This window comes from Paracoccus subflavus (assembly GCF_004310345.1).
GTDB classification, from domain to species: Bacteria; Pseudomonadota; Alphaproteobacteria; order Rhodobacterales; family Rhodobacteraceae; genus Paracoccus; species Paracoccus subflavus.
This window is the reverse complement of record NZ_SISK01000007.1, coordinates 108,919-129,710: the sequence shown is the minus strand read 5'-3', so window position 1 is coordinate 129,710 and position 20,792 is coordinate 108,919. Positions and strand designations below refer to the sequence as shown.

Genomic DNA, 20,792 nt, shown 5'->3' with positions numbered 1-20,792 from the left:
GGATCAACCTTTGGCTGGCAGGGCGGATCGCGCGGGCGGCAGATGCGCCAGTTCCAGAAGCATATCCATCACCAGTGCGGCAGGGTCAAGATTGACCGCCCGGCCTGTCCGCGCCCTGGCCGACAGCCGCGCCTGAGCATCCGCCCAGGCGCGCGCGGCCCTGTCGTCGGGCGAGATGCGGGCCAGCAACGCGCCTTCACCCCGCGCGGCCTGGGGCAGGGGCGGTCCCATCAGACCGGCGCGGGCGGTGCGCGACAGGAACCGGTCCAGGACCGTCATCGTCAGGTCGAACGGGTCGCCATCGGCCCCCACCCGGCCCGCGGCGCCATCGGCAAAGCTGGCGGCGCGCGGTCGATCCAGCCGGGGCAGGGTGCCCATCAGATCGACAAGCTGCTGGTAGCGGTCAAGCCCGCCTTGCCCGGCCAGACGCAACGCCTCGCCCACCGAACCGTCGGACAGGGCGGCCAGGGCCTCTGCGTCGTCATCGACGCCCAGATGGGCCAGGACATCGCCCAACCGATTTGGCTCCAGCGGCGACAGGCGCAGGGTGCGGCAGCGCGACCGGATGGTGGGCAGCAGACCCGCAGGCTGGTGCGCGACGATCAGGATCAGCGCCTCGGGCGGCGGTTCCTCCAGCACCTTCAGCAACGCGTTGGCGGCGGCGGGGTTCATGTCGTCGGCCGCGTCGATGATGGCGATGCGGCGCCCGCCTTCGGCCGCCGACAGATGAAAGAACGACAGCAGGCGCCGGATTTCGTCCACGGTGATCTGCGCGGACAGGCGGCCCGCCTTGTCGTCCCACGGGCGGCGGACCAGATGCAGACGGGGTTCGGACAGGGCTTTGACACGCCGCGCCTCGGGGGTGTCGGTCGCTCCGAATGGGCCGGTCGCGCCCGCCAGCATCCAGCGCGCGATAGCCCAGGCCAGCGTCGCCTTGCCCACGCCGCGCGGGCCGGTCAGAAGCCAGGCATGGTGCAGCCGCCCGCCCTGGGCGGCATCGGTGAAATCGGCGATGGCGCTGTCCTGCCCGATCACACGGTCTGTGTGACGCGGATGGGGGGCGCCGGGAACGCGGTCGGGTTCGGGAATGTCGTCGAGGTCGGTCTTCACAGCGCGGCCCGGACGCGGGCGGCGACCTGATCGAGGCTGCCGGTGCCGTCGATCAGGCGGACGCGGGCAGGAAATTCCTCGGCAAGCCCACGGAATCCCTGCGCCAGACGCATTTGAAAGCCAAGCCCTAGGCTTTCGAACCGATCCTCGTCCCCGCCGCGCGCATTGCCCCGGCCAAGCGCCGTTTCAGGGTCCAGGTCGATCACGAAGGTCCGGTCGGGTTCGATGCCGATCGCCATGTCATGCAGGCGGTTCACAAAGGCACGCAGATCGCCGCGCGCGGCACCCTGATAGACGCGGGTGCTGTCGGCAAAGCGGTCGGTGATGACGGTCTGCCCGGCAGCCAGGGCGGGCCGGATGGTGCGTTCCAGGTGATCGCGGCGGGCGGCGGTGAACAGCAGGCATTCGGTTTCCGCAGACCAGCGTTCGCCCGCGCCCTCGACCAGCAGGCGGCGGATCTCCTCGGCCCCCGGGCTGCCGCCGGGTTCGCGGGTCAGGACGACCTGGCGCCCCTCGGCCCGCAGGGCCTCGGCCAGCATCCGCGCCTGCGTGGACTTGCCGCAGCCGTCGATCCCTTCGAAGCTGATGAACATCAAAGTCCCGTGGCCGCGATGGCCTTGTGGCCCAGCCGCATCACGGCGCCCTTCATGCGGCCCGCAAAGCCCGCCTCGGCCACGTCTTCTGCGGCCAGCAGAGGGGTGATCGCATCCTGCGCGCCTGGCACGGTGACGACAAGGCGGCCGATCTGGTCGCCCTTGGCGATAGGGGCGGGGATGGGCCCGTCATAAACCGCCTCGACCCTGACCTGATCCTGGGAACCGGCGGGGATCAGCACGTTCACCCCGTTCTGCGTGGTCAGGCCCACGCGCGCCTTGGTGCCCAGCCAGACCGGCGCCTCGAGGACGGTCTCACCGGCGGGGACCAGCGTTTCCATGCTGAACTGGCGAAAGGCCCAGTTGACGATGCGTTCCGATTCCTCGGCGCGGGCATTTTCGCTTTGCAGCCCGCTGACGACAAAGATCACCCGGCGACCATCCTGGACGGCCGACCCGACCAGACCATAACCGGCCTCCTGCGTATGCCCGGTTTTCAGGCCGTCGGCGCCGATACCCAGGGTCAGGATCGGATTGCGGTTGAAGCGGTTGGATGGCACCCGGTCCATATAGCGGAATTCGGTCAGGGCAAAATCGCCGTAATACTGCGGGAAATCCTGGATCAGATGCATCGCCAGCATCCCCAGATCCTCGGCCGACATGACATGGCCGTCGGCGGGCCATCCGGTCGAGTTCTTGAAGACGGAATGCTTCAAGCCAAGCGTCTTGCCGCGTTCGGTCATCTGGCGGGCAAAGGCTTCCTCGGTTCCCGCCAGACCCTCGGCCAGAACCACGCAGGCGTCGTTGCCCGACAGCACGATCACACCCTTGATTAACTGGTCCACGGTAGGGGTGTCCCGCGGTTCCACGAACATCTTGGACCCGCCCATCTGCCAGGCCTTCGTGGATACCGGCAGGGTGTCGGTCAGCTTCAGGCGACCGTTCTCCAGCGCCTCGAAAACCATGTAAAGCGTCATCAGCTTGGACATGGACGCCGGAGGCAGGGGCGTTTGGGCGTTCTTGGACATCAGCACCGTGCTGGTGTTCACATCATAGACCCAGGCCGAGGTCGCCGTCGTCTCGAATGCCCGGGCCGGGGCGGCAAGACACAGGATGGCAAGAAGCCGCAGCAGGAACACGCGCATGGAAGATCCTTTGCCTGTTTTGGCTGATGGTTACAGCAAGCCCCTGCCTGTCGCAACGCGGGCCATACATCTTCCGCGAGAATTGATGGTCAGTTTCCCGTCGCCTCGCGCCAGTGCCTCCGGCACAGCGAGACATAGGTTTCGTTGCCGCCCACCTGAACCTGCGCGCCCTCGGTGATCGCGCGGCCCTGTTCGTCGCGGCGGATGACCATGGTGGCCTTCTTGCCGCAATGACAGATGGTGCGCACCTCGCGCAGGTCGTCGGCAACGGCCAGCAGGGCGGCCGATCCGGGGAACAGTTCGCCCCGGAAATCGGTGCGCAGGCCATAGCACATGACCGGAATGCGGAAATCGTCGGCCACGCGGGTCAGTTGCCAGACCTGCGCGGACGACAGGAACTGTGCCTCGTCCACAAAGATGCAGGCGCAACCGGCGCCATGCTGGCGAATCAGGGCCATCATGTCGGTAGTGTCATCAAAGGTCAGTGCGCCGTCGCCGATGCCGATGCGGCTGGCGATGCGGCCATGACCCGCGCGGCTGTCGATTGCCGCGGTCAGCAGCAGCGTCTGCATCCCCTGCTCGCGATAGTTGTAGGACGCCTGCAGCAGCAGCGTGCTTTTGCCCGCGTTCATTGTCGAATAATGGAAATACAGCTTGGCCATGCCGCCGGATAGCGTCGGGACCAAACTGCATCAAGAGTTGCTGAAAAGCCGCAGGGACGATCCCTGCGGCTTTTCACGGAAATATCCAAAGGGACAACGTGCCCCGGCTTAGGCCTGCCGGCTTTTCGGCTGACGCGAGGGGCGGCGGGCCGGACGCTTGTTCGCACCCGCGCCCATCGGCTTGCCCATCCCCTGGCCCCGTCCGCCCTGCGGCCGGGCCGACGGGATCGGGCCCACCGGAACCTCGCCCCCGATCACCGGGATCACGGCCTTCATGGCCTTTTCGATGGCACGCAACTCGCCCACCTCGGCGGGCGCGCACAGCGCCACGGCGCGGCCGTCGCGGCCCGCCCGCGCGGTGCGGCCGATCCGGTGGACATAGTTTTCCGGCACGTTCGGCAGGTCGTAGTTATAGACATGCGCAACCTCGGGGATGTCCAGGCCGCGGGCGGCCACATCGGTCGCCACCAGCACCTGCGTCTGCCCCTTGCGGAAAGCGTCCAGCGCCCGTTCGCGCTGGCCCTGCGACTTGTTGCCATGGATCGCGGCGACGGCAAAGCCCCACTTTTCCAGCAGCTTGGCCAGCTTTTCCGACCCGTGCTTGGTGCGGCCAAAGACCATCGCCAATTCGCCCGGATGCTTGGACAGATACTCGGCCAGCAGCGTCGCCTTGTCGCCCTGGGTCACGAAATGCACGCCCTGTTCGATCTGCTTGGCCGCCTGGCCCGGAGGGTTCACGGCCACGCGCACCGGATCGGTCAGATAGGTGTCGGCCAGTTCCTCCATCAGCTTGGGCATGGTGGCGGAAAACAGCAGGGTCTGGCGGTCCTTGGGCAGCATCCGCGCGATCTTGCGCAGCGTGTGGATGAAGCCGATGTCCAGCATCTGGTCAGCCTCGTCCAGCACCAGATAGGTGGTGGCCTCGAGGCTGATCGCGCGGCGTTCGATCAGGTCCATCAGGCGGCCCGGCGTGGCGATCAGCACGTCCACCCCGCGCGACAGCCGTTCGGTCTGCACGTTGATGGATGCGCCGCCCACGACGCGGAACGACCGGATGGGCGTGCCTTCGGCATAGGCGTCAAGGTTGGTGGCGATCTGGGTGGCCAGTTCGCGGGTCGGCGCCAGGATCAGCGCCCGGCAGGTCCTGGGGTCGGGCTTCTTGCCGAAATTGATCAGCCGGGTCAGCATCGGCAGGCCGAAAGCCGCCGTCTTGCCGGTGCCGGTCTGCGCCAGGCCCAGCACGTCCCGGCCCTTGACGACCGCCGGGATCGCCTCGGTCTGGATCGGGGTGGGTGTGGTCAGGCCAAGCGCGGCGACATTGGCGTTGATGCGGTGGTCGATGCCCATGTCGGCAAAGGGGCCGGTCGGCAGCGGATCGCGGGCGGGGGCCCGGCGGCCTTCGTTTGCATCGAAATGCGGTGCGGTGCGCGGTTTCTGGCCGCGCGCGGGGCGGTGGGTATTCTTGTGGTCCATCAAAACTCTCGTCCCCGTGTCCCCCCGTATCGGACGCGCGGCAATGACCGCGTCGATGCGCGGCGTTCAGCAGGGATGCGGGCGCGATACAGGGGTGCCCGCAAGCCTCCCCGCGTGAATGGGAAACTGGATGAGTGCCGGGCCCTGGCGAAAATCGCGGCTGCTCACGCGGCAGCGGGCGGCGACCTGGTTCAAATGGAGCATCCTGACGCACAAGTCAAGCGTTGCGCGCGCCCGCCCTGGGCGGGCTGGTCGTGCAGATGCCGGAACGCCAGATCTAACCTCATGACTTCCTGATCCTAGCCAGCAGATGACGATGGCTGCGATGGCTGACATGAAGGTGTGGGGGCAGCGGTCGTAGCGTGTGGCGATGCGGCGCCCGTCCTTGAGCTTGATTTTCCTGTTTTTTTTCGGTGGGATGCAGGCTTCGGTCTTCCGGTCTGCAAGGGCCTCGCGCAGCCCGTCGGCATCGTGGCCCCTGTCGGCCAGCAGCGCCTTCGCCGGGGGCAGCGACACGACAGGGCGGCCTGCCGGTATGATCGCTGACCTGGCCTGCCGTCAGAAACAGGTCGCGGGGGCGGACCTCGTTGCCGCAGGCGGCGTGCAGTTTCGAGTTCAGCCCGCCCTTGGTGCGCCCGACATTCCGGGGGTCAGCCCCCCGTCCCTCACGCCCTCACCAGCCGCTCATAATCCTCGGCCACCTTGCGCGTCACTTGGCCGACCTGGAAATGCCAGTCGCCGATTTGGCCGACCGGGGTCACCTCGGCCGCCGTTCCGGTCAGGAAGCATTCCTGGAAATCCTCCAGTTCCTCGGGGCGGATGCGGCGTTCGTGGACGGTCGTGCCGTTGTCCCTGAGCATCTGGATGATCGTCTGGCGGGTGATGCCGTTCAGAAAGCGGTCGGCCAGGGGGGTGTGGACCTCTCCGTCGCGGACGAAGAAGATGTTGGCGCCGGTCGCCTCGGCCACGTAACCCTCCCAGTCCATGAACAGCGCGTCGGAACAGCCCTTGGCCTCGGCCGCGTGCTTGGACATCGTGCAGATCATGTAAAGGCCCGCGGCCTTGGCGGCGGTGGGGATGGTTTCGGGCGACGGGCGTTTCCATTTCGCCACATCCAGCTTGGCGCCCTGCCATTTCGCGTCGCCGTAATAGCTGCCCCATTCCCAAACGGCCACCGCCATCCGCACCTTGTTGCGCGCCGCCGATACGCCCATGTCGGGGCCGGATCCGCGCCACATCACCGCGCGGACATAGGCGTTGTGCAACCCGTTGGCCTGCAACACGGCCTCTTTCGCGGCGTCGATGTCCTGCGCGGTATAGGGCGATTCCATATCCAGCAGGCGGGCGGATTCGATCAGCCGCAGCGAATGTTCGTGGCCCTTGAAGATCTTGCCGTCATAGCAACGCTCGCCCTCGAAGACGGAACTGGCATAATGCAGGGCATGGGTCAGGATATGCACATTGGCGTCGCGCCAGTCGACCAGTTCGCCATCCATCCAGATCTTACCGTCACGATCGTCATAGGCCGCCGTCATCATCCTCTCCCTCAGCTATGGGTTTGCGTTTCTTGCGCGGCCCTGCCCGGAACAGACCAATTATTGCGCGAAGTGCTTGACGGGTAGCGGTGTAATCATGGAAAGTCAACATCGCTGTCCTATCACGATAGGAACAGAACCAAGGGGTGACATATGGCCGAGCCGCTGCGCGTTCATGGCATGATGGGCGACGATCTGCTGTTTCTGACCGACGACAAGCTGCGCCGGGGAATCGAGGCGATGTTCTTTGCCTATCGCGCCTTTACCGCCGATCCAGACATGATCCTCGCCGATCTGGACTATGGCCGGGCCCATCACCGGGCGCTGCATTTCATCCATCGCGATCCGGGCCTGACCGTGAACGCCTTGCTGGCGGTCCTGGGGGTGACCAAGCAGTCGCTGAACCGGGTGCTGCGCACCCTAATCGACGACGGACTGGTCGAAAGCCGGGTGGGCCGGCGCGACCGGCGCGAGCGGCTGCTGTATCTGACCGAGGACGGCGCCGCGCTGGAACGCCGCCTGTCCGAGGCGCAGCGGGCGCGGATGCGCCAGGCCTATCGCAAGGCCGGGCCCCAGGCGGTGGCGGGGTTCCGTCAGGTGTTGGAGGCGATGATGGACCCCGAAACCCGGTCGCAGTATCAGTCGATGAAGGACTTGCCAGAGTAAGGGGCGAATATGAGCCAGCCTGACGCCCATCTGCTGATCGTCGATGACGACGAACGCATCCGCGAGCTGCTGGGCCGGTTCCTGCGCAAGAACGGCTTCATGGTCACGCTGGCGCGCGATGCGGCGCAGGCGCGGCGTTTGCTGGCCGGGTTGCAGTTCGACCTGATCGTGCTGGACGTCATGATGCCGGGCGAGGACGGATTTTCCCTGACCCGCAGCCTTCGCGAAAGGCTGACCACTCCGATCCTGCTGCTGACCGCCCGGGGAGAGACCGAGGACCGCATCACCGGGCTGGAGGTGGGCGCCGACGATTATCTGGCCAAGCCCTTCGAGCCGCGCGAACTGCTGCTGCGCATTGCCGCCATCCTGCGCCGCGTTCCCGCCCCCGAAGCCCATCAGCCCAAGTTCCTGACCCTGGGCGGGCTGCGATACGATATCGACAAGGGAGAATTGTGGCAGGGCGAGACGCATCTGCGCCTGACCGGCACCGAACAGTCGCTGCTGCGCCGCCTGGCCGCCAGCCGGGGCGAACCCGTCAGCCGCGCCGACCTGATCGAGGATCTGGGCCGCGGCGGTGGCGGCGACGAGGGCGACAACAGCGAACGCGCCATCGACGTGCAGATCACCCGCCTGCGCCGCAAGATCGAACCTGACCCGCGCGAACCGCGATTTCTTCAGACCGTGCGGGGCACCGGCTATATGCTGGTGGTGGATTGACCGGGGGCGGGCCTGGCTGGCGGGGGGTTCCGCTTGACGCGGAAACGGCGCTGGCGCTGCTGGAATGGCAGGCCGAAATGGGGGCTGACGAGCCCGTCGGGGACAGCCCCGTGGATCGTTTCGCCCTTGTTGCGCGCAGCGAGGTTGCCCCCGTGCAGCCCCCGCCTGCCGCGCCCGCGCTGACATTGCAGGCCGGGAATGATCTGGCCGACCGCGTGACGCAGGCCGAACGACTTGCCGCCTCGGCGGCGACGCTGGACGATCTGGCCGCCGTGCAGGAGGCCTGGGACGGGATCGAATTGAAGAAGGGCGCGCGCAATTTCTGCTTTGCGGATGGCAATCCCAAGGCGCGCGTCCTGATTCTGGGCGAAGCACCCGGGGACGAGGAGGATCGCCAGGGCCGCCCCTTTGTGGGTCGGTCGGGGCAATTGCTGGATCGGATGTTCGGCGCCATCGGCCTTTCGCGTTCCGCAGCCGACGCGGAACGCGCGCTGTACATCACCAATGTCCTGACGTGGCGGCCGCCGGGAAACCGCGACCCGCAGCCCGACGAGATGGCGACGAGCCTGCCTTTCGTGCGCCGCCACATCGACCTGGTGGGCCCAGAGCTGATCGTGCTGATGGGCAATATCGCCTGCGATGCGGGACTGGGCCGACGCGGCATCCTGCGCCTGCGCGGCACCTGGGCCGAGGCTTTCGGCCGGCCGGCCCTGCCCATGACGCATCCGGCCTATCTGCTGCGCAATCCCCCCGCCAAGCGCGAGGCCTGGGCGGATCTTCTGTCGCTCGCGGCCCGGCTGGACGGCCTGGGCTAGCCTGCGCAGCCCCGCATCTCGACCGCGCCGTCTTTGCCGATGGCGGTGAAGACCAGCCGGTCGCGGGGCACATCAAAGGGCGCCGCATCGGGCGGAATCAGATCGGCGCTGAGGATCGTCCTGTCGGGGCCGGCGTCGATTTCCGTGGCCGACACCCAGACATCGCTGTCCGGCAGTTCGACGGCTGCAAGCTCGACCGGCTCGGGAAGGGTGGCGGTGACACGCATCCCGTCCGCGATGGGCTGGATGTCGCAGACCGGGCGCAGCGGGTCGGGACGGGGCACGCGGTCCATGGCCTCGAGGATCGCGGGATCGGGCGCATCGCCCGCGGCCTCGGCCCGCAACGAGACGCGGCCCGGCACGCAGATATCCTGGCACAGTCCGAAATCCACATCCACCGCCAGATCGACGGGCCGGGCCGGGTCCGCAGGGCGTGCGGTAAAGGGCAGGATCAGCCGGTCGTGATAGCCCAGCGTCATGTCGCCGCCCGATGAAATCGGCTCGGGCGCCGGCCAGTGAAGGGTGATCTGGCCAAGGTTCGATGATCCCGTCCAGTCGAACACGGGCGGCAGCCCGCTGTCGCCGGGATTGCGCCAATAGGTCTTCCATCCGGGTTCAAGCTGGAACTCGATGGCGGCCATGCGGCTTCCGTCAGACAGGGTCCATCCGGGCAGGATGCGCGCATCGGCAAGGCCGGGCGACGTCTGGGCCGCCAGCGGAAGGGCCGACAGGGCGAGGCAGGCAAGGGGGAACAGGATGCGGATCATGAAGCAAGCGATAGCCTTTGACGCAGGGGCGATGAAGTCACAAAGCTGCGCGGTTCTTGCAACAGCCTTGTAAAGCACCGATTTCTGTGCGGGAAGGACAGGACATGGCGGGACATTTCGACAACTCCACCCAGACCAATCTGACCGGCAAGGTGCTGATCGCGATGCCGGGCATGGCCGATCCGCGATTCGAACGTTCGGTGGTGCTGATCTGCGCCCACACGGCCGAGGGGGCGATGGGCCTGGTCCTGAACCGGCCCCTGCCCGAAATCGACTTTGGCGACCTGCTGGAACAACTGGGCATCGCCACCGATGGCTCGGCCAGGCGGATCGAGGTGCGTTTCGGGGGGCCTGTGGAACCGGGCCGGGGCTTCGTCCTGCACAGCGTTCCCGAACATGGCGACGATCCCGAGGGGCGCCTGCGCATCGGGCGGACGCTGGCGATGACCACCACGCGCGATATCCTGGAAGATCTGGCCCAAGGGCACGGCCCCGATGCCGCGGTGCTGACCCTGGGCTATGCCGGCTGGGCCCCCGGCCAGCTCGAGGCCGAGATGATGCAGAACGGCTGGCTGACAGGCGAGGGGGCCGATGACCTGATCTTCGGGCCCGCCCATACCGACAAATGGCAAAAGGCGCTGCGCGCCCAGGGCATCGACCCGTCGCTGCTGTCGGCAGCGGCGGGCCGGGCCTGAATAGGGCCTATTCGGCCGCACTGCGTTTCGGCAGCACCCAGTTCGGTCGGGGATAATGGCAGGTATAGCCATTGGGGAACCGTTCCAGGTAATCCTGGTGTTCGGGTTCGGCCTCCCAGAAGTCGCCCACGGGTTCGATCTCGGTCACCACCGGCCCCGGCCACAGGCCCGAGGCATTCACATCGGCCACCGTGTCTTCGGCCACGCGCCGCTGATCGTCGTTCCCGTAATAGATCGCCGATCGATAGCCGGGGCCGATATCGTTGCCCTGGCGGTTCGGCGTCGTGGGGTCGTGGATCTGGAAGAACACCTCCAGCAGCTTGCGATAGGATAGGATGCCGGGGTCAAAGATCACTTCGATCCCCTCGGCATGGTTGCCGTGGTTGCGATATGTGGCATTCGCCACCTCGCCCCCGGTATAGCCGACGCGGGTCGAGATGACGCCGGGCAGTCGCCGGATCAGATCCTGCATTCCCCAGAAGCACCCGCCCGCAAGAACCGCGCGTTCAGCCATGATGCGGCTCCTGGACCTGAGACAGATACTGGCCGTAACCCTCGGCCTCCATCCTGTCGCGCGGGACAAAGCGCAGCGCGGCCGAGTTGATGCAGTAGCGCAGGCCCCCGGCCTCGGGCGGGCCATCGGGAAAGACATGGCCCAGATGACTGTCGCCATGACGGGACCGCACCTCGGTGCGGATCATTCCATGAGAAATGTCGCGGTGTTCGGTCACGTTGCCGTCGATGGGCTTGGTGAAGGCCGGCCAGCCGCAACCCGAATTGTATTTGGCCGAGGATGCGAACAGCGGTTCCCCGGACACCACGTCCACATAGATGCCGGGTTCGAAATGATGGTCGTATTCGCCGGTAAAGGCGCGTTCTGTGCCGTTCTGCTGGGTGACGCGGTATTGCTCCGGCGTCAGCCGGGAAACCGCGTCGGCGGTTTTCTGATAGGCCATGCTTGTCCTCCGCTGGTCCTTGTCCGACCCAATATGGGAGCCCAGGGCAAGATCGCAAAGGTCAGCGGCAAAGCGCCGCGCGCGCCGCCGCGTATTCGGCCGCCAGCCGGTCGATGCGTTCGCCAGCCGTCACGATGTCGCGCACCGCCCCGATGCCCTGACCCGATCCCCAGATCTGGCTCCAGGCCTTGGCCTTGGCCGAACCGGAACCGAAGTTCATGGTCATCGGATCGGCGCTGTCCAGATTGTCGGGGTCCATCCCGGCGGCCCGGATCGAGGGCGCCAGGTAATTGCCTGAAATCCCCGTGAACAGCGATGACGTGACCACATCGCCCGCCGCGCTGTCCACGATCATCTGCTTGTAGTCGGGCGCGGCATTCGCTTCGGTCGTGGCAATGAAAGGGCTGCCGATATAGGCAAGATCGGCGCCCATGGCCTGCGCCGCCAGCACGGCGCGGCCCGTGGCAATGGCGCCCGACAGCAGCAAGGGGCCGTCGAACCAGTCGCGGATTTCCTGGACCAGCGCAAAAGGCGACAGCGGCCCGGCATGGCCGCCCGCGCCGGCGGCCACCGCGATCAGCCCGTCGGCGCCCTTTTCGATGGCCTTTTTCGCGAACACGTTGTTGATCACGTCATGCAGCGCGATGCCGCCGCAGTCATGGGCGGCCTCGTTCACCTCGACCCGCGCGCCAAGGCTGGTGATCCAGACCGGCACCCTGTGGCGATGGCAGATCTCGATGTCGCGTTCCAGCCGGGCATTGCTGCGATGGACGATCTGGTTCACGGCAAAGGGCGCGGCCGGACGGTCCGGGTTGGCTTGGTTGTGGCGGTCCAGTTCCTCGGCAATTCGGGTTAGCCAGACGTCCAGCAGGGGCGCTTCTCCGTCCTTTTCGCGCGCGTTCAGGGCCGGGAAGCTGCCCACGATGCCCGCCTTGCACTGTGCAATAACCAGATCCGGCCCCGAGACGATGAACATGGGCGAGCCGACAACGGGAATGCGCAGGTCGGACAGGATGGCGGGCAGCATGGGTTCCTCCGGGTTTGGGGAAACGATGCCGCGCGGCCGGACCTGCCGCAAGGCTTGACGCCACGGAAAACCGAGGCTGCATGTGAACCCGACGCCGCGTCAGGGGTTGGAACACTGTTCCCGCGCCACAGGAGAATGTCCCGCCGATGCAGCCATCCGTCTTGTCTCCGCCCGTTCTTTCTGCCGATGTCGCCCTGTTTCTGGATTTTGACGGCTGCCTGGTGGACATAGCGCCGCGCCCCGATGCCGTTGAAATTCCCCACGGACTGTTCCAACGGCTGGACCGCCTGCACGACCGGCTGAACGGCGCGCTGGCCCTGGTGTCTGGCCGCGACATCGCGGATCTGAGATCCTGGCTGCCCGATTTTCCCGGCGTGATCGCAGGCAGCCACGGGGCGGAACTGTCGCTGGACGGAACCACGATCCAGAAGGCGCATGACATCGATCTGGATGTGGCGGCCTTGCACGCCGACGCCGCGCAGGCGGTATCGGTTCATCCCTCGATCCTGGTCGAGCCCAAGCCCCACGGCGTCGCGCTGCATTACCGGGCCGATCCGTCCCTGCGCGCCGTGGCAGAGGCCGCGATGCGGCGCCTGGCCCGCGCTCATCCCGGCATGATCCTGCAACCGGCCAAGATGGCGATCGAATTGCGTCCTGCGGGGACCGGCAAGGGCGGAGCGGTGGAGCGGCTGATGGCGACCCCGCCCTTTGGCGGCCGGACCCCCGTCTATGCGGGCGATGACCTGACGGACGAGGAGGCCATGGCGGTTGCGCAGGCCTATGGGGGCTTCGGCGTCAAGATTGGCGAGGGCGAGAGCCTTGCCTTTTACCGGCTGCCCGATCCGTCTGCGCTGGCGCAATGGCTGGATCGCAGTCTGCAAGGGGGCGCGTGATGTCCCGCTTGGTGGCCGTGTCGAACCGGATTCCCCTGGGCGACAATCCGTCCGGGGGGCTGGTCGTCGCCCTGGACGACGCGCTGCGCAGTTCGGGCGGCCTGTGGGTAGGCTTTTCGGGGGAAACGGCGGACGTGCCTGCAGAGGAACTGACTTTCCACGAGGGCGCCGACTTCCGCCGTGCGTCCTTTGACCTGACGCCCGAGGATCACGACAGCTATTATCTGGGCTTCTCCAATTCGGTTCTGTGGCCGGTCTGTCACAGCCGCGCCGATCTGATGCGCATCCAGCCCGAATACCGGGACGGCTATTGTCGGGTGAACGAACGCATCGCGCGCCTGCTGCTGCCGCATCTGCGCCCCGATGACCGGATCTGGGTGCAGGACTATCACCTGTTTCCGCTGGCGCAGGAATTGCGCAAGCTGGGGGTCACGGCACCCATCGGGCATTTCCTGCACATTCCCTTTCCCGGTCCTTCCGATTGCGCCACGCTGCCCGATCCGGACGAACTGTTCGTCTGGCTGTCCCACTATGACCTGATCGGTTTTCAGGCCCAGCGCGATCTGGACAATTTCATCGCCAGCGCACGGAGCCTGTCGGATTTCGAGCCGCTTTCGGACAACCAGTTCCGGATCGCGGGGCAACGGGTGCAGGCCGGGGTGTTTCCCATCGGCATCGACGCCCGGGCCTTTATCGCCGAGGCAGAGGCCGCCCGGGAGGAGGACCGGATGCGCAGCCTGACCCATGCCCAGGTGATGATCGGCGTGGACCGCCTGGATTATTCCAAGGGCATTCCCCAGCGGTTCAGGGCGTTCCAGGCCCTGCTGGACAGCGACCCGTCGCTGACCGAGCGGGTCATGCTGTTGCAGATCGCCCCTCCAACGCGCGAATCCGTGGATGCCTATCAGCAGATCCGCGAGGAAACCGAGCATCTGGCAGGCCGCATCAACGGCCAGTTCGCGACCGTGAACTGGACCCCCATCCGCTTTATCCACCGGCCCATTCCGCGAAACGAACTGGCGGGGCTCTATCGGCAGGCCCGGATCGGTCTGGTGACGCCGCTTGCCGACGGGATGAATCTGGTGGCCAAGGAATATGTCGCGGCCCAGGATCGCGACGATCCCGGCGTGCTGATCCTGTCGCGCTTTGCCGGCGCGGCCGAACAGATGACCGATGCCCTCATCGTCAATCCCCACGATCCCAGCGATGTGGCCCTGGCGATGCGGCAGGCCCTGGACATGCCGCTGCACGAACGCCAGGCACGGCACGAGGCGCTGCTGCGCTGCGTGACGGAAAGGGATGTGGGCTGGTGGTCGGCGACCTACCTGAAAGCCTTAAGGCCGTTGCGGCACTGACGGCGCCCCCATCAGGGGTCGTCGCGGACGCGATGCGATCTGCCCTGGATACGGGCAATGCGGCGAGCCATCAGCAACGACTTGCGCCGATGATAGCGCCGCACGATCGGGATCGTCAGGTAATAGGCGATCGTGGCGGCCACCGCCCCCATGACCGCACCGCCAACGGCATAAGGCACGAAGATGCCGTGCCAGAATTCGGAAAGCCCGCTCCAGCTTGTGGGGCCGGGGCCCAGGGCTGCCATGACGTTGCGCCATGTTTCCGCCGTCGCATGGGCGAATTCGCGAAAGATCACCTGTGGCGACATGTCGCCCGGCATGCCCAGGATGGTGCGGCCCAGGCCCACGGCGCCCAGGGCGATAAACGGCGTGGTCAGCGGATTGCCGGCAAAGGTGCCCAGAAAGGCGGCCAGCACGTTGCCGCGGATGGCCAGCGACACCAGGGCCGCAACGATGAAATGGAACCCGTGCAGGGGCGTGAAGGACAGAAACACCCCCGCCGCCATGCCCCGCGCGATGCGGTGCGGCTGGTCGGGCAGGCGGCGCAGCCGGTGCCACAGATAGGCCGTGGCCCGGCGAAAGCCGCCGGGCGGATAGACCAGTTCGCTGGCCAACTGTCCGTATGTGCGCGGCTTCTTGCGCTTGAACACCGTTTCCCCCCGTGCCGCCGACCGAATGCGCGGGTCATTATCAGGGTTTCATTGCGACATTGCGAATGCGCGCGACCTGGGCCACATCGCTTTCCGCCTCGAGCGCGGTCAGCAGGTTGTGAAGATGCTCTTGATCGCGCAGTTCGACCTCGACCTCGATGCGATAGAAGTCGGGCTTGCGGTCCTTGAATTCAAGGTTCGAGATATTGGCCCCCTGCGCCCCGATCAGTCCGCAGATGCGCCCCAGAACCCCGGCGTCGTGCCGGATCGTCAGCGACAGATGGGTGGAATAGGCGGCCGGATGGCGCCCCGCGCGCCACTGGACATCGACCCAGCGGTCGGGACTGTCCTCGAATTCGGCCAGGACCGGGCAGTCGATGGCGTGGATCACCACCCCCTTGCCACGATAGGTGATGCCCACGATCCGTTCGCCCGGCAAGGGATTGCAACAGGACGCGCGCTTGAAATCGGCGTCGGCCTCGACCCCGGCAAAGGGTCGGGCGCCGTCGATCTCGTCCTGGTGGGCGGCCAGATTCGGATACAGGACCTCCAGAACCTCCTTGGCGGAATTCTCGGCGCTGCCGATCCGGGCCAGCAGTTCGTCCCCGTCGGGCAGTCCCATCTGCCGGGCGGCGGTGCGCAGCGCTTTTTCCGTAACCTTGCGACCGACATGCTCAAAGCTGACGCGCACCAGTTCGCGGCCCAGACGGATATAACGTTCGCGGTCCTCCTCGCGCAGGGAACGACGGATGGCGGCCTTGGCGCGGCCCGTCACGACGATATCCAGCCAGGTCGATTGCGGCCGCTGGCCCGACGCAGCGATGATATCAACCGACTGGCCGTTCTTCAGCCGCGTCCACAGGGGCACGCGAATGCCGTCGACCTTGGCGCCAACGCAGGAATTGCCCAGCCGCGTATGGATCGCGTAGGCGAAATCAATGGGTGTCGCCCCCTTGGGCAGTTGCAGCACATCGCCCTTGGGGGTGAAGCAGAACACCTGGTCCTGATACATCTCCAGCTTGACCGCTTCGAGGAATTCGTCGTGATCCTCGCCCTCGAAACGGTCGGTCAGGCTGTCGATCCATTCCGCGGGATCGACCGCGAAGGGGTTCTTGGTGCGCACCCCGTCGCGATAGGCCCAATGGGCGGCCACGCCCGCCTCGGCCACTTCGTGCATCTGGCGGGTGCGGATCTGCACCTCGACCCGCTTGCCGTCACGGCCCGAGACGGTGGTGTGGATCGACCGGTAGCCGTTCGATTTCGGCTGGCTGATATAGTCCTTGAACCGCCCCGGCACGGCCCGCCAGCGGTGGTGAATCACCCCAAGAGCGCGATAACAGTCCATTTCCGACCGGGTGATGATGCGAAAGCCGTAGATGTCGGACAGTCGCGAAAAGGCCAACTGCTTTTCCTGCATCTTGCGCCAGACCGAAAACGGCTTCTTGGCGCGGCCGAACACGTCCGCCTCGACCCCGGCCTTTTCCATTTCGGCGCGGATGTCGGCGGTGATCTGGCCGATGATGTCGCCGCTGTCGCGTTGCAGGCTGACAAAGCGGCGGATGATGGAGTTGCGCGCCTCGGGATTGATGACCTTGAAGGCCAGATCCTCCAGTTCCTCGCGCATCCACTGCATCCCCATGCGGCCTGCCAGGGGGGCATAGATGTCCATCGTCTCGCGCGCCTTCTTGACCTGCTTTTCCGGGCGCATGGACCGGATGGTGCGCATGTTGTGCAGCCGGTCGGCCAGCTTGACCAGAATCACGCGCAAGTCGCGCGACATGGCCATGAACAGCTTGCGGAAATTCTCGGCCTGCTTGGATTGCGCGCTGGACAGTTGCAGGTTGGTCAGCTTGGTGACGCCGTCGACCAGTTCGGCGATCTCGGCGCCAAAGGTCCGGGCCAGATCCTCCTTGGTGGACCGGGTGTCCTCGACCGTGTCGTGCAGCAGCGCCGTGACGATGGTGGCATCGTCCAGCCGCATCTCGGTCAGGATGGCAGCCACGGCGATCGGATGGGTAAAATAGGGCTCGCCCGAATGGCGGAACTGTCCTTCGTGCATCCGCATGCCGTATTCATAGGCATTGCGGATCAGCGGGACATTGCAGCGGGGATTGTAGTTGCGGACAAGCGCGATAAGGTCTTCGACGTCGATCATGCCTGTCGAAGACCTTGTTCCTGATGCCTCAACGCTGATTGGCTTCCAGCATCATGCGCAGCATCCGCTCCTCGGATTCCTCGTCGGCGGGCTTGGGCCGGTCGATCTCGGCGCCCAGCAACAGGGCCATGGCGTCTTCTTCCGGCTCGTCGACCTCGATCTGGGTCTGGGTCGATTCGATCATCCGCTCACGCAGATCGTCCACGGGCTGCGTTTCCTCGGCGATCTCGCGCAGGGCCACGACCGGGTTCTTGTCGTTGTCGCGGTCCACCGTGACCGGGCTGCCGGCGGTGATCTCTCGCGCGCGATGGGCGGCCAGCATCACCAGATCAAAGCGGTTCGGAACCTTGTCGACGCAGTCTTCGACGGTTACGCGGGCCATGGGTCACCTGTGCAGTTGCGAATCGGACATTCGGGACGAAACCGAGGTTCTGGACAGCATGGGCGCATTTGTCAAGGTTCGCCGGTACCGATTCGGTCCGGCAGGGGCATCATCCCCGACAGGGCAGCAGGGCCCAGTTCCGCCAGCATCTGCGACACCGAAAGACCCGTCAAGGGGTGGTGCCAGTCCGGCGCGATCTCGGCCAGCGGGCCCAGAACAAAGCCGCGGTCCTGCATCCGGGGATGAGGAAGGATCAACCGGTCGGGTGTCTTGACGCGCTGGCGGTCAGGGGCCATGCCGATCCAGTGGCGCAGGGTGGCCGGATCGGGCAGGATCAGGCCGTCCAACGCAATCAGATCCAGGTCCAGAACCCGCGCCGACCAGCGGCCCGTGCTGCGATCGCGGCCATGAGCGGCTTCGATCCCATGCAGCCGGTCCAGCAGCGCACGGGCGTCCAGTGTCGTGCGGATTGTGGCCGCCGCATTGACGTAATCGGGCCCCGATCCGGCGGGAACGGCCGGCGTGCGCCAGACGCGGCTGACATCGGCGATCCACAGGCCCGGCTCGCGGCCCAGGGTTGCGACGGCCGTTGCCAGGGCGTGGACCGGATCGCCTGCCGCCGTCGGCAGATTGGCGCCCAGCGCAACGATACCGAAAGACAAGTTTTCCATTGGCATCATATCGGTTTATGTAGTCGGGGCGACGGGCCCGTTCTGCCGGTGTCCTCATCCCGGCCAGCCCGGAACGCGAACGCGCAGACCCATTGAAGGCAACAGGAATGTTTTACAAGGATGATCGCTTGGCGATCTTCATCGACGGCGCCAATCTTTACGCTTCCGCCAAGGCATTGGGCTTCGACATCGACTACAAGCTGCTGCGGCAGGAATTCGATCGTCGCGGCAAACTGATGCGCGCCTATTACTATACCGCCCTGATGGAGGGCGAGGATTATTCTCCGATCCGCCCGCTTGTCGACTGGCTGCATTACAACGGCTATTGCGTCGTCACCAAGCCCGCCAAGGAATACACCGACGCCCTGGGCCGCCGAAAGGTCAAGGGCAACATGGACATCGAACTGACCATCGACGCCATGCAGCTTGCCCCCCGGCTGGATCATGCCGTTCTGTTTTCCGGCGACGGCGATTTCCGCCCCCTGATCGAGGCCTTGCAGCGCCAGGGCGTGCGGGTGTCCGTGGTCTCCACCATCCGCAGCCAGCCCCCGATGATCGCCGATGACCTGCGCAGGCAGGCGGACAATTTCATCGAACTGGATGCATTGCGGGATATCGTCGGGCGGCCGCCGCGGGAACCGCAGGCAAGCGACAACGGATGAGCCGATCCTGCTGCGGCCGTCCCTGGTGGGCAGCCTCTTTGTCTTGACCAAAATATCCTGCGGGGGTCCGGGGGCGGAAAGCCCCCGGCCTTTGCGGGCGCAGGCCGATCGTTCAGACCAGCCGTCCTTCCTGCATCGCCGCCCGCACAAAGCCTGCAAACAGCGGCGCGGGCGCGAAGGGCTTTGATTTCAGTTCCGGGTGCGATTGCACGCCGATGAACCAGGGGTGGTCGGCGTATTCGACCGCCTCGGGCAGCTTGCCGTCGGGCGACATGCCGGAAAAGCACAGGCCGGCCTGTTCCAGCGCATCCCGATAGGTCGCGTCCACTTCGTAACGGTGGCGGTGACGATCCTCGATCTGGACCGCCCCGCCATAAACCTCGCTGATCCGGGACTCGGGCGTCAGCACGGCGGTATAGGCCCCCAGCCGCATGGTGCCGCCCTTGTCGTCGGTCACCTTGCGCTGCACGGTATAGTTGCCCTGCACCCATTCCTTGAGATGATAGACGACCGGGGTAAAGCGGGTCTTGCCCGCCTCGTGATCGAACTCCTCTGACCCGGCATCGGGCATCCCGGCCAGGTTGCGCGCGGCCTCGATCACGGCCATCTGCATCCCCAGGCAGATGCCCAGATAGGGGACCTTCTTCTCTCGCGCGTATTTGGCGGCAGCCAGCATCCCCTCGGTGCCGCGCTCGCCAAAGCCGCCGGGCACGATGATGCCGTGGTATCCGTCCAGCAGATGCGCGCCCTCTCCCTCCAGCTTCTCGCTGTCCACCCAGTCGGCCTTGACGCGGACGCGGTTGGCCATGCCGCCATGGGTCAGCGCCTCGGCGATGGATTTGTAGGCGTCCTCGAGCTGCGTATACTTGCCGACCACGGCGATGTTGACCTGGCCTTCGGCATTCTCCAGCCGGTCGATCACGTCCTCCCATTTCGACAGGTCGGGGCGGGGGGCGGGGCTGATCTGGAAGGCGTCCAAAACCGCGCGGTCCAGTCCCGCGCGGTGATAGGCCAGGGGCGCCTCGTAGATCGATTTCAGGTCATAGGCGGGGATCACGGCGTCGGGGCGCACGTTGCAGAACAGCGCGATCTTGGCGCGCTCCTTTTCCGGAATCGGATGTTCCGACCGGCAGACCAGCACGTCGGGCGCGAGGCCGATCGACTGCAGTTCCTTGACCGAATGCTGGGTCGGCTTGGTCTTCAGTTCGCCCGAGGCGGCCAGATAGGGCAGCAGCGTCAGGTGCATCAGGATGCACTGGCCGCGCGGGCGTTCATGGATGAACTGGCGGATCGCTTCGAAAAAGGGCAGTCCCTCGATGTCGCCCACGGTGCCGCCGATCTCGCACAGCATGAAATCCACCTCGTCGTCGCCGATCGAGATGAAGTCCTTTATCTCGTTGGTGACGTGCGGAATCACCTGAATGGTCTTGCCCAGGTATTCGCCGCGCCGTTCCTTTTCCAGCACGTTGGAATAGATGCGTCCCGAGGACACGCTGTCCGTGCGGCGCGCAGCGACGCCCGTGAATCGTTCGTAATGGCCCAAATCCAGATCGGTTTCCGCACCATCGTCGGTCACGAAGACCTCGCCATGCTCGAACGGCGACATGGTGCCGGGATCGACGTTGAGATAGGGGTCCAGCTTGCGAAGCCGCACGGTGAAACCCCGTGCCTGCAACAGCGCGCCCAGTGCCGCCGAAGCCAGGCCCTTGCCAAGCGAGGATACGACGCCGCCCGTGATGAAGATGTAACGCGCCATGAAGGCCCCCGTGATTTCGCAAAGACTGATGGCTGCGGGCCGCCCTGCGACCGGCATCACGGGACTTGTGGAATAACCGATTCGCCCCGGTGCCGCAAGGAACCGCC

General features: G+C 66.0%; 22 protein-coding genes and 1 pseudogene. 7 read left to right on the top strand and 16 right to left on the bottom strand.

What is annotated here, in order from left to right; translation table 11 throughout:
* Positions 1 to 3: 3 nt before the first annotated feature.
* The 7 genes and pseudogenes from EYE42_RS10755 to EYE42_RS10725 all read right to left on the bottom strand — a co-directional run bounded on the left by EYE42_RS10755 (position 4) and on the right by EYE42_RS10725 (position 6,518).
* Positions 4 to 1,110 (bottom strand): DNA polymerase III subunit delta', encoded by a 1,107-nt coding sequence (locus tag EYE42_RS10755; RefSeq protein WP_130991327.1) that lies wholly within the window; start codon positions 1,108 to 1,110, stop codon positions 4 to 6.
* On the bottom strand, positions 1,107 to 1,703 hold the full coding sequence (gene tmk, locus EYE42_RS10750; RefSeq protein WP_130991326.1) for a dTMP kinase: 597 nt from the start codon (positions 1,701 to 1,703) through the stop codon (positions 1,107 to 1,109). Before tmk ends, EYE42_RS10755 begins: the two co-directional genes overlap by 4 nt.
* Positions 1,703 to 2,848, bottom strand: coding sequence for a D-alanyl-D-alanine carboxypeptidase family protein (locus EYE42_RS10745; protein ID WP_130991325.1), 1,146 nt, complete (start codon positions 2,846 to 2,848; stop codon positions 1,703 to 1,705). Before EYE42_RS10745 ends, tmk begins: the two co-directional genes overlap by 1 nt.
* Before the next feature lie 89 nt (positions 2,849 to 2,937).
* Positions 2,938 to 3,510 carry a thymidine kinase gene (locus EYE42_RS10740; protein ID WP_130991324.1) on the bottom strand — a complete coding sequence of 191 codons (573 nt, stop codon included), beginning with the start codon at positions 3,508 to 3,510 and terminating at the stop codon, positions 2,938 to 2,940.
* A gap of 108 nt (positions 3,511 to 3,618) precedes the next feature.
* The gene (locus EYE42_RS10735; protein ID WP_130991323.1) at positions 3,619 to 4,983 is read right to left on the bottom strand and encodes a DEAD/DEAH box helicase; all 1,365 of its coding nucleotides are present in this window, start codon (positions 4,981 to 4,983) and stop codon (positions 3,619 to 3,621) included.
* A gap of 300 nt (positions 4,984 to 5,283) precedes the next feature.
* A pseudogene (locus EYE42_RS16350) lies at positions 5,284 to 5,644 on the bottom strand (transposase); the annotation flags it as partial.
* A 4-nt stretch (positions 5,645 to 5,648) separates the two neighbouring features.
* Positions 5,649 to 6,518: a branched-chain amino acid aminotransferase gene (locus tag EYE42_RS10725; protein ID WP_130991321.1), complete on the bottom strand. Its 870-nt coding sequence runs from the start codon at positions 6,516 to 6,518 to the stop codon at positions 5,649 to 5,651.
* A 153-nt stretch (positions 6,519 to 6,671) separates the two neighbouring features.
* Between EYE42_RS10725 and EYE42_RS10720 the strand changes: the two genes are divergently transcribed.
* The 3 genes from EYE42_RS10720 to EYE42_RS10710 all read left to right on the top strand — a co-directional run bounded on the left by EYE42_RS10720 (position 6,672) and on the right by EYE42_RS10710 (position 8,716).
* On the top strand, positions 6,672 to 7,184 hold the full coding sequence (locus EYE42_RS10720; RefSeq protein ID WP_246020733.1) for a MarR family winged helix-turn-helix transcriptional regulator: 513 nt from the start codon (positions 6,672 to 6,674) through the stop codon (positions 7,182 to 7,184).
* Positions 7,185 to 7,193: 9 nt separating this feature from the next.
* The gene (locus EYE42_RS10715) at positions 7,194 to 7,901 is read left to right on the top strand and encodes a response regulator (RefSeq protein ID WP_130991320.1); all 708 of its coding nucleotides are present in this window, start codon (positions 7,194 to 7,196) and stop codon (positions 7,899 to 7,901) included.
* Positions 7,902 to 7,978: 77 nt separating this feature from the next.
* A complete protein-coding gene (locus EYE42_RS10710; protein WP_130991384.1) occupies positions 7,979 to 8,716 on the top strand; it encodes a uracil-DNA glycosylase in 738 nt (245 codons plus the stop codon).
* On the opposite strand, the gene EYE42_RS10705 is transcribed toward EYE42_RS10710, so the two are convergent.
* Positions 8,713 to 9,483, bottom strand: coding sequence for a protein-disulfide reductase DsbD domain-containing protein (locus tag EYE42_RS10705; protein WP_246020731.1), 771 nt, complete (start codon positions 9,481 to 9,483; stop codon positions 8,713 to 8,715). The two genes, EYE42_RS10710 and EYE42_RS10705, sit on opposite strands and share 4 nt — an antisense overlap.
* A 104-nt stretch (positions 9,484 to 9,587) precedes the next feature.
* Here EYE42_RS10705 and EYE42_RS10700 point away from each other — a divergent pair, with 104 nt between their 5' ends.
* A complete protein-coding gene (locus EYE42_RS10700; protein ID WP_130991319.1) occupies positions 9,588 to 10,178 on the top strand; it encodes a YqgE/AlgH family protein in 591 nt (196 codons plus the stop codon).
* 7 nt (positions 10,179 to 10,185) lie between these two features.
* Here the strand turns inward: EYE42_RS10700 and msrA are convergent, their stop codons facing one another.
* From msrA to EYE42_RS10685, 3 genes are all read right to left on the bottom strand, one after another.
* Positions 10,186 to 10,692 (bottom strand): peptide-methionine (S)-S-oxide reductase MsrA, encoded by a 507-nt coding sequence (msrA, locus tag EYE42_RS10695; RefSeq protein WP_130991318.1) that lies wholly within the window; start codon positions 10,690 to 10,692, stop codon positions 10,186 to 10,188.
* On the bottom strand, positions 10,685 to 11,134 hold the full coding sequence (gene msrB, locus EYE42_RS10690) for a peptide-methionine (R)-S-oxide reductase MsrB (protein ID WP_130991317.1): 450 nt from the start codon (positions 11,132 to 11,134) through the stop codon (positions 10,685 to 10,687). Before msrB ends, msrA begins: the two co-directional genes overlap by 8 nt.
* 61 nt (positions 11,135 to 11,195) lie before the next feature.
* Positions 11,196 to 12,161 carry an NAD(P)H-dependent flavin oxidoreductase gene (locus EYE42_RS10685; RefSeq protein WP_130991316.1) on the bottom strand — a complete coding sequence of 322 codons (966 nt, stop codon included), beginning with the start codon at positions 12,159 to 12,161 and terminating at the stop codon, positions 11,196 to 11,198.
* 146 nt (positions 12,162 to 12,307) lie between these two features.
* Between EYE42_RS10685 and otsB the strand changes: the two genes are divergently transcribed.
* Both otsB and EYE42_RS10675 read left to right on the top strand, forming a co-directional pair.
* Positions 12,308 to 13,054 (top strand): trehalose-phosphatase, encoded by a 747-nt coding sequence (gene otsB / locus EYE42_RS10680; protein ID WP_130991315.1) that lies wholly within the window; start codon positions 12,308 to 12,310, stop codon positions 13,052 to 13,054.
* Positions 13,054 to 14,409 (top strand): alpha,alpha-trehalose-phosphate synthase (UDP-forming), encoded by a 1,356-nt coding sequence (locus tag EYE42_RS10675; protein ID WP_130991314.1) that lies wholly within the window; start codon positions 13,054 to 13,056, stop codon positions 14,407 to 14,409. Before otsB ends, EYE42_RS10675 begins: the two co-directional genes overlap by 1 nt.
* Before the next feature lie 11 nt (positions 14,410 to 14,420).
* On the opposite strand, the gene EYE42_RS10670 is transcribed toward EYE42_RS10675, so the two are convergent.
* From EYE42_RS10670 to folK, 4 genes are all read right to left on the bottom strand, one after another.
* On the bottom strand, positions 14,421 to 15,059 hold the full coding sequence (locus EYE42_RS10670) for a DUF2062 domain-containing protein (protein WP_130991313.1): 639 nt from the start codon (positions 15,057 to 15,059) through the stop codon (positions 14,421 to 14,423).
* Between the two features lie 40 nt (positions 15,060 to 15,099).
* Positions 15,100 to 17,214, bottom strand: coding sequence for a RelA/SpoT family protein (locus tag EYE42_RS10665; RefSeq protein WP_130991312.1), 2,115 nt, complete (start codon positions 17,212 to 17,214; stop codon positions 15,100 to 15,102).
* A gap of 28 nt (positions 17,215 to 17,242) precedes the next feature.
* Positions 17,243 to 17,596 carry a DNA-directed RNA polymerase subunit omega gene (gene rpoZ / locus EYE42_RS10660; protein ID WP_130991311.1) on the bottom strand — a complete coding sequence of 118 codons (354 nt, stop codon included), beginning with the start codon at positions 17,594 to 17,596 and terminating at the stop codon, positions 17,243 to 17,245.
* A 71-nt stretch (positions 17,597 to 17,667) separates the two neighbouring features.
* Positions 17,668 to 18,267 (bottom strand): 2-amino-4-hydroxy-6-hydroxymethyldihydropteridine diphosphokinase, encoded by a 600-nt coding sequence (folK, locus tag EYE42_RS10655; protein ID WP_130991310.1) that lies wholly within the window; start codon positions 18,265 to 18,267, stop codon positions 17,668 to 17,670.
* A 107-nt stretch (positions 18,268 to 18,374) separates the two neighbouring features.
* On the opposite strand from folK, the gene EYE42_RS10650 reads away from it, so the two are divergent.
* Positions 18,375 to 18,929: a LabA-like NYN domain-containing protein gene (locus EYE42_RS10650; protein ID WP_130991309.1), complete on the top strand. Its 555-nt coding sequence runs from the start codon at positions 18,375 to 18,377 to the stop codon at positions 18,927 to 18,929.
* Positions 18,930 to 19,041: 112 nt separating this feature from the next.
* On the opposite strand, the gene EYE42_RS10645 is transcribed toward EYE42_RS10650, so the two are convergent.
* On the bottom strand, positions 19,042 to 20,685 hold the full coding sequence (locus tag EYE42_RS10645) for a CTP synthase (RefSeq protein ID WP_130991308.1): 1,644 nt from the start codon (positions 20,683 to 20,685) through the stop codon (positions 19,042 to 19,044).
* Positions 20,686 to 20,792 lie beyond the last annotated feature (107 nt).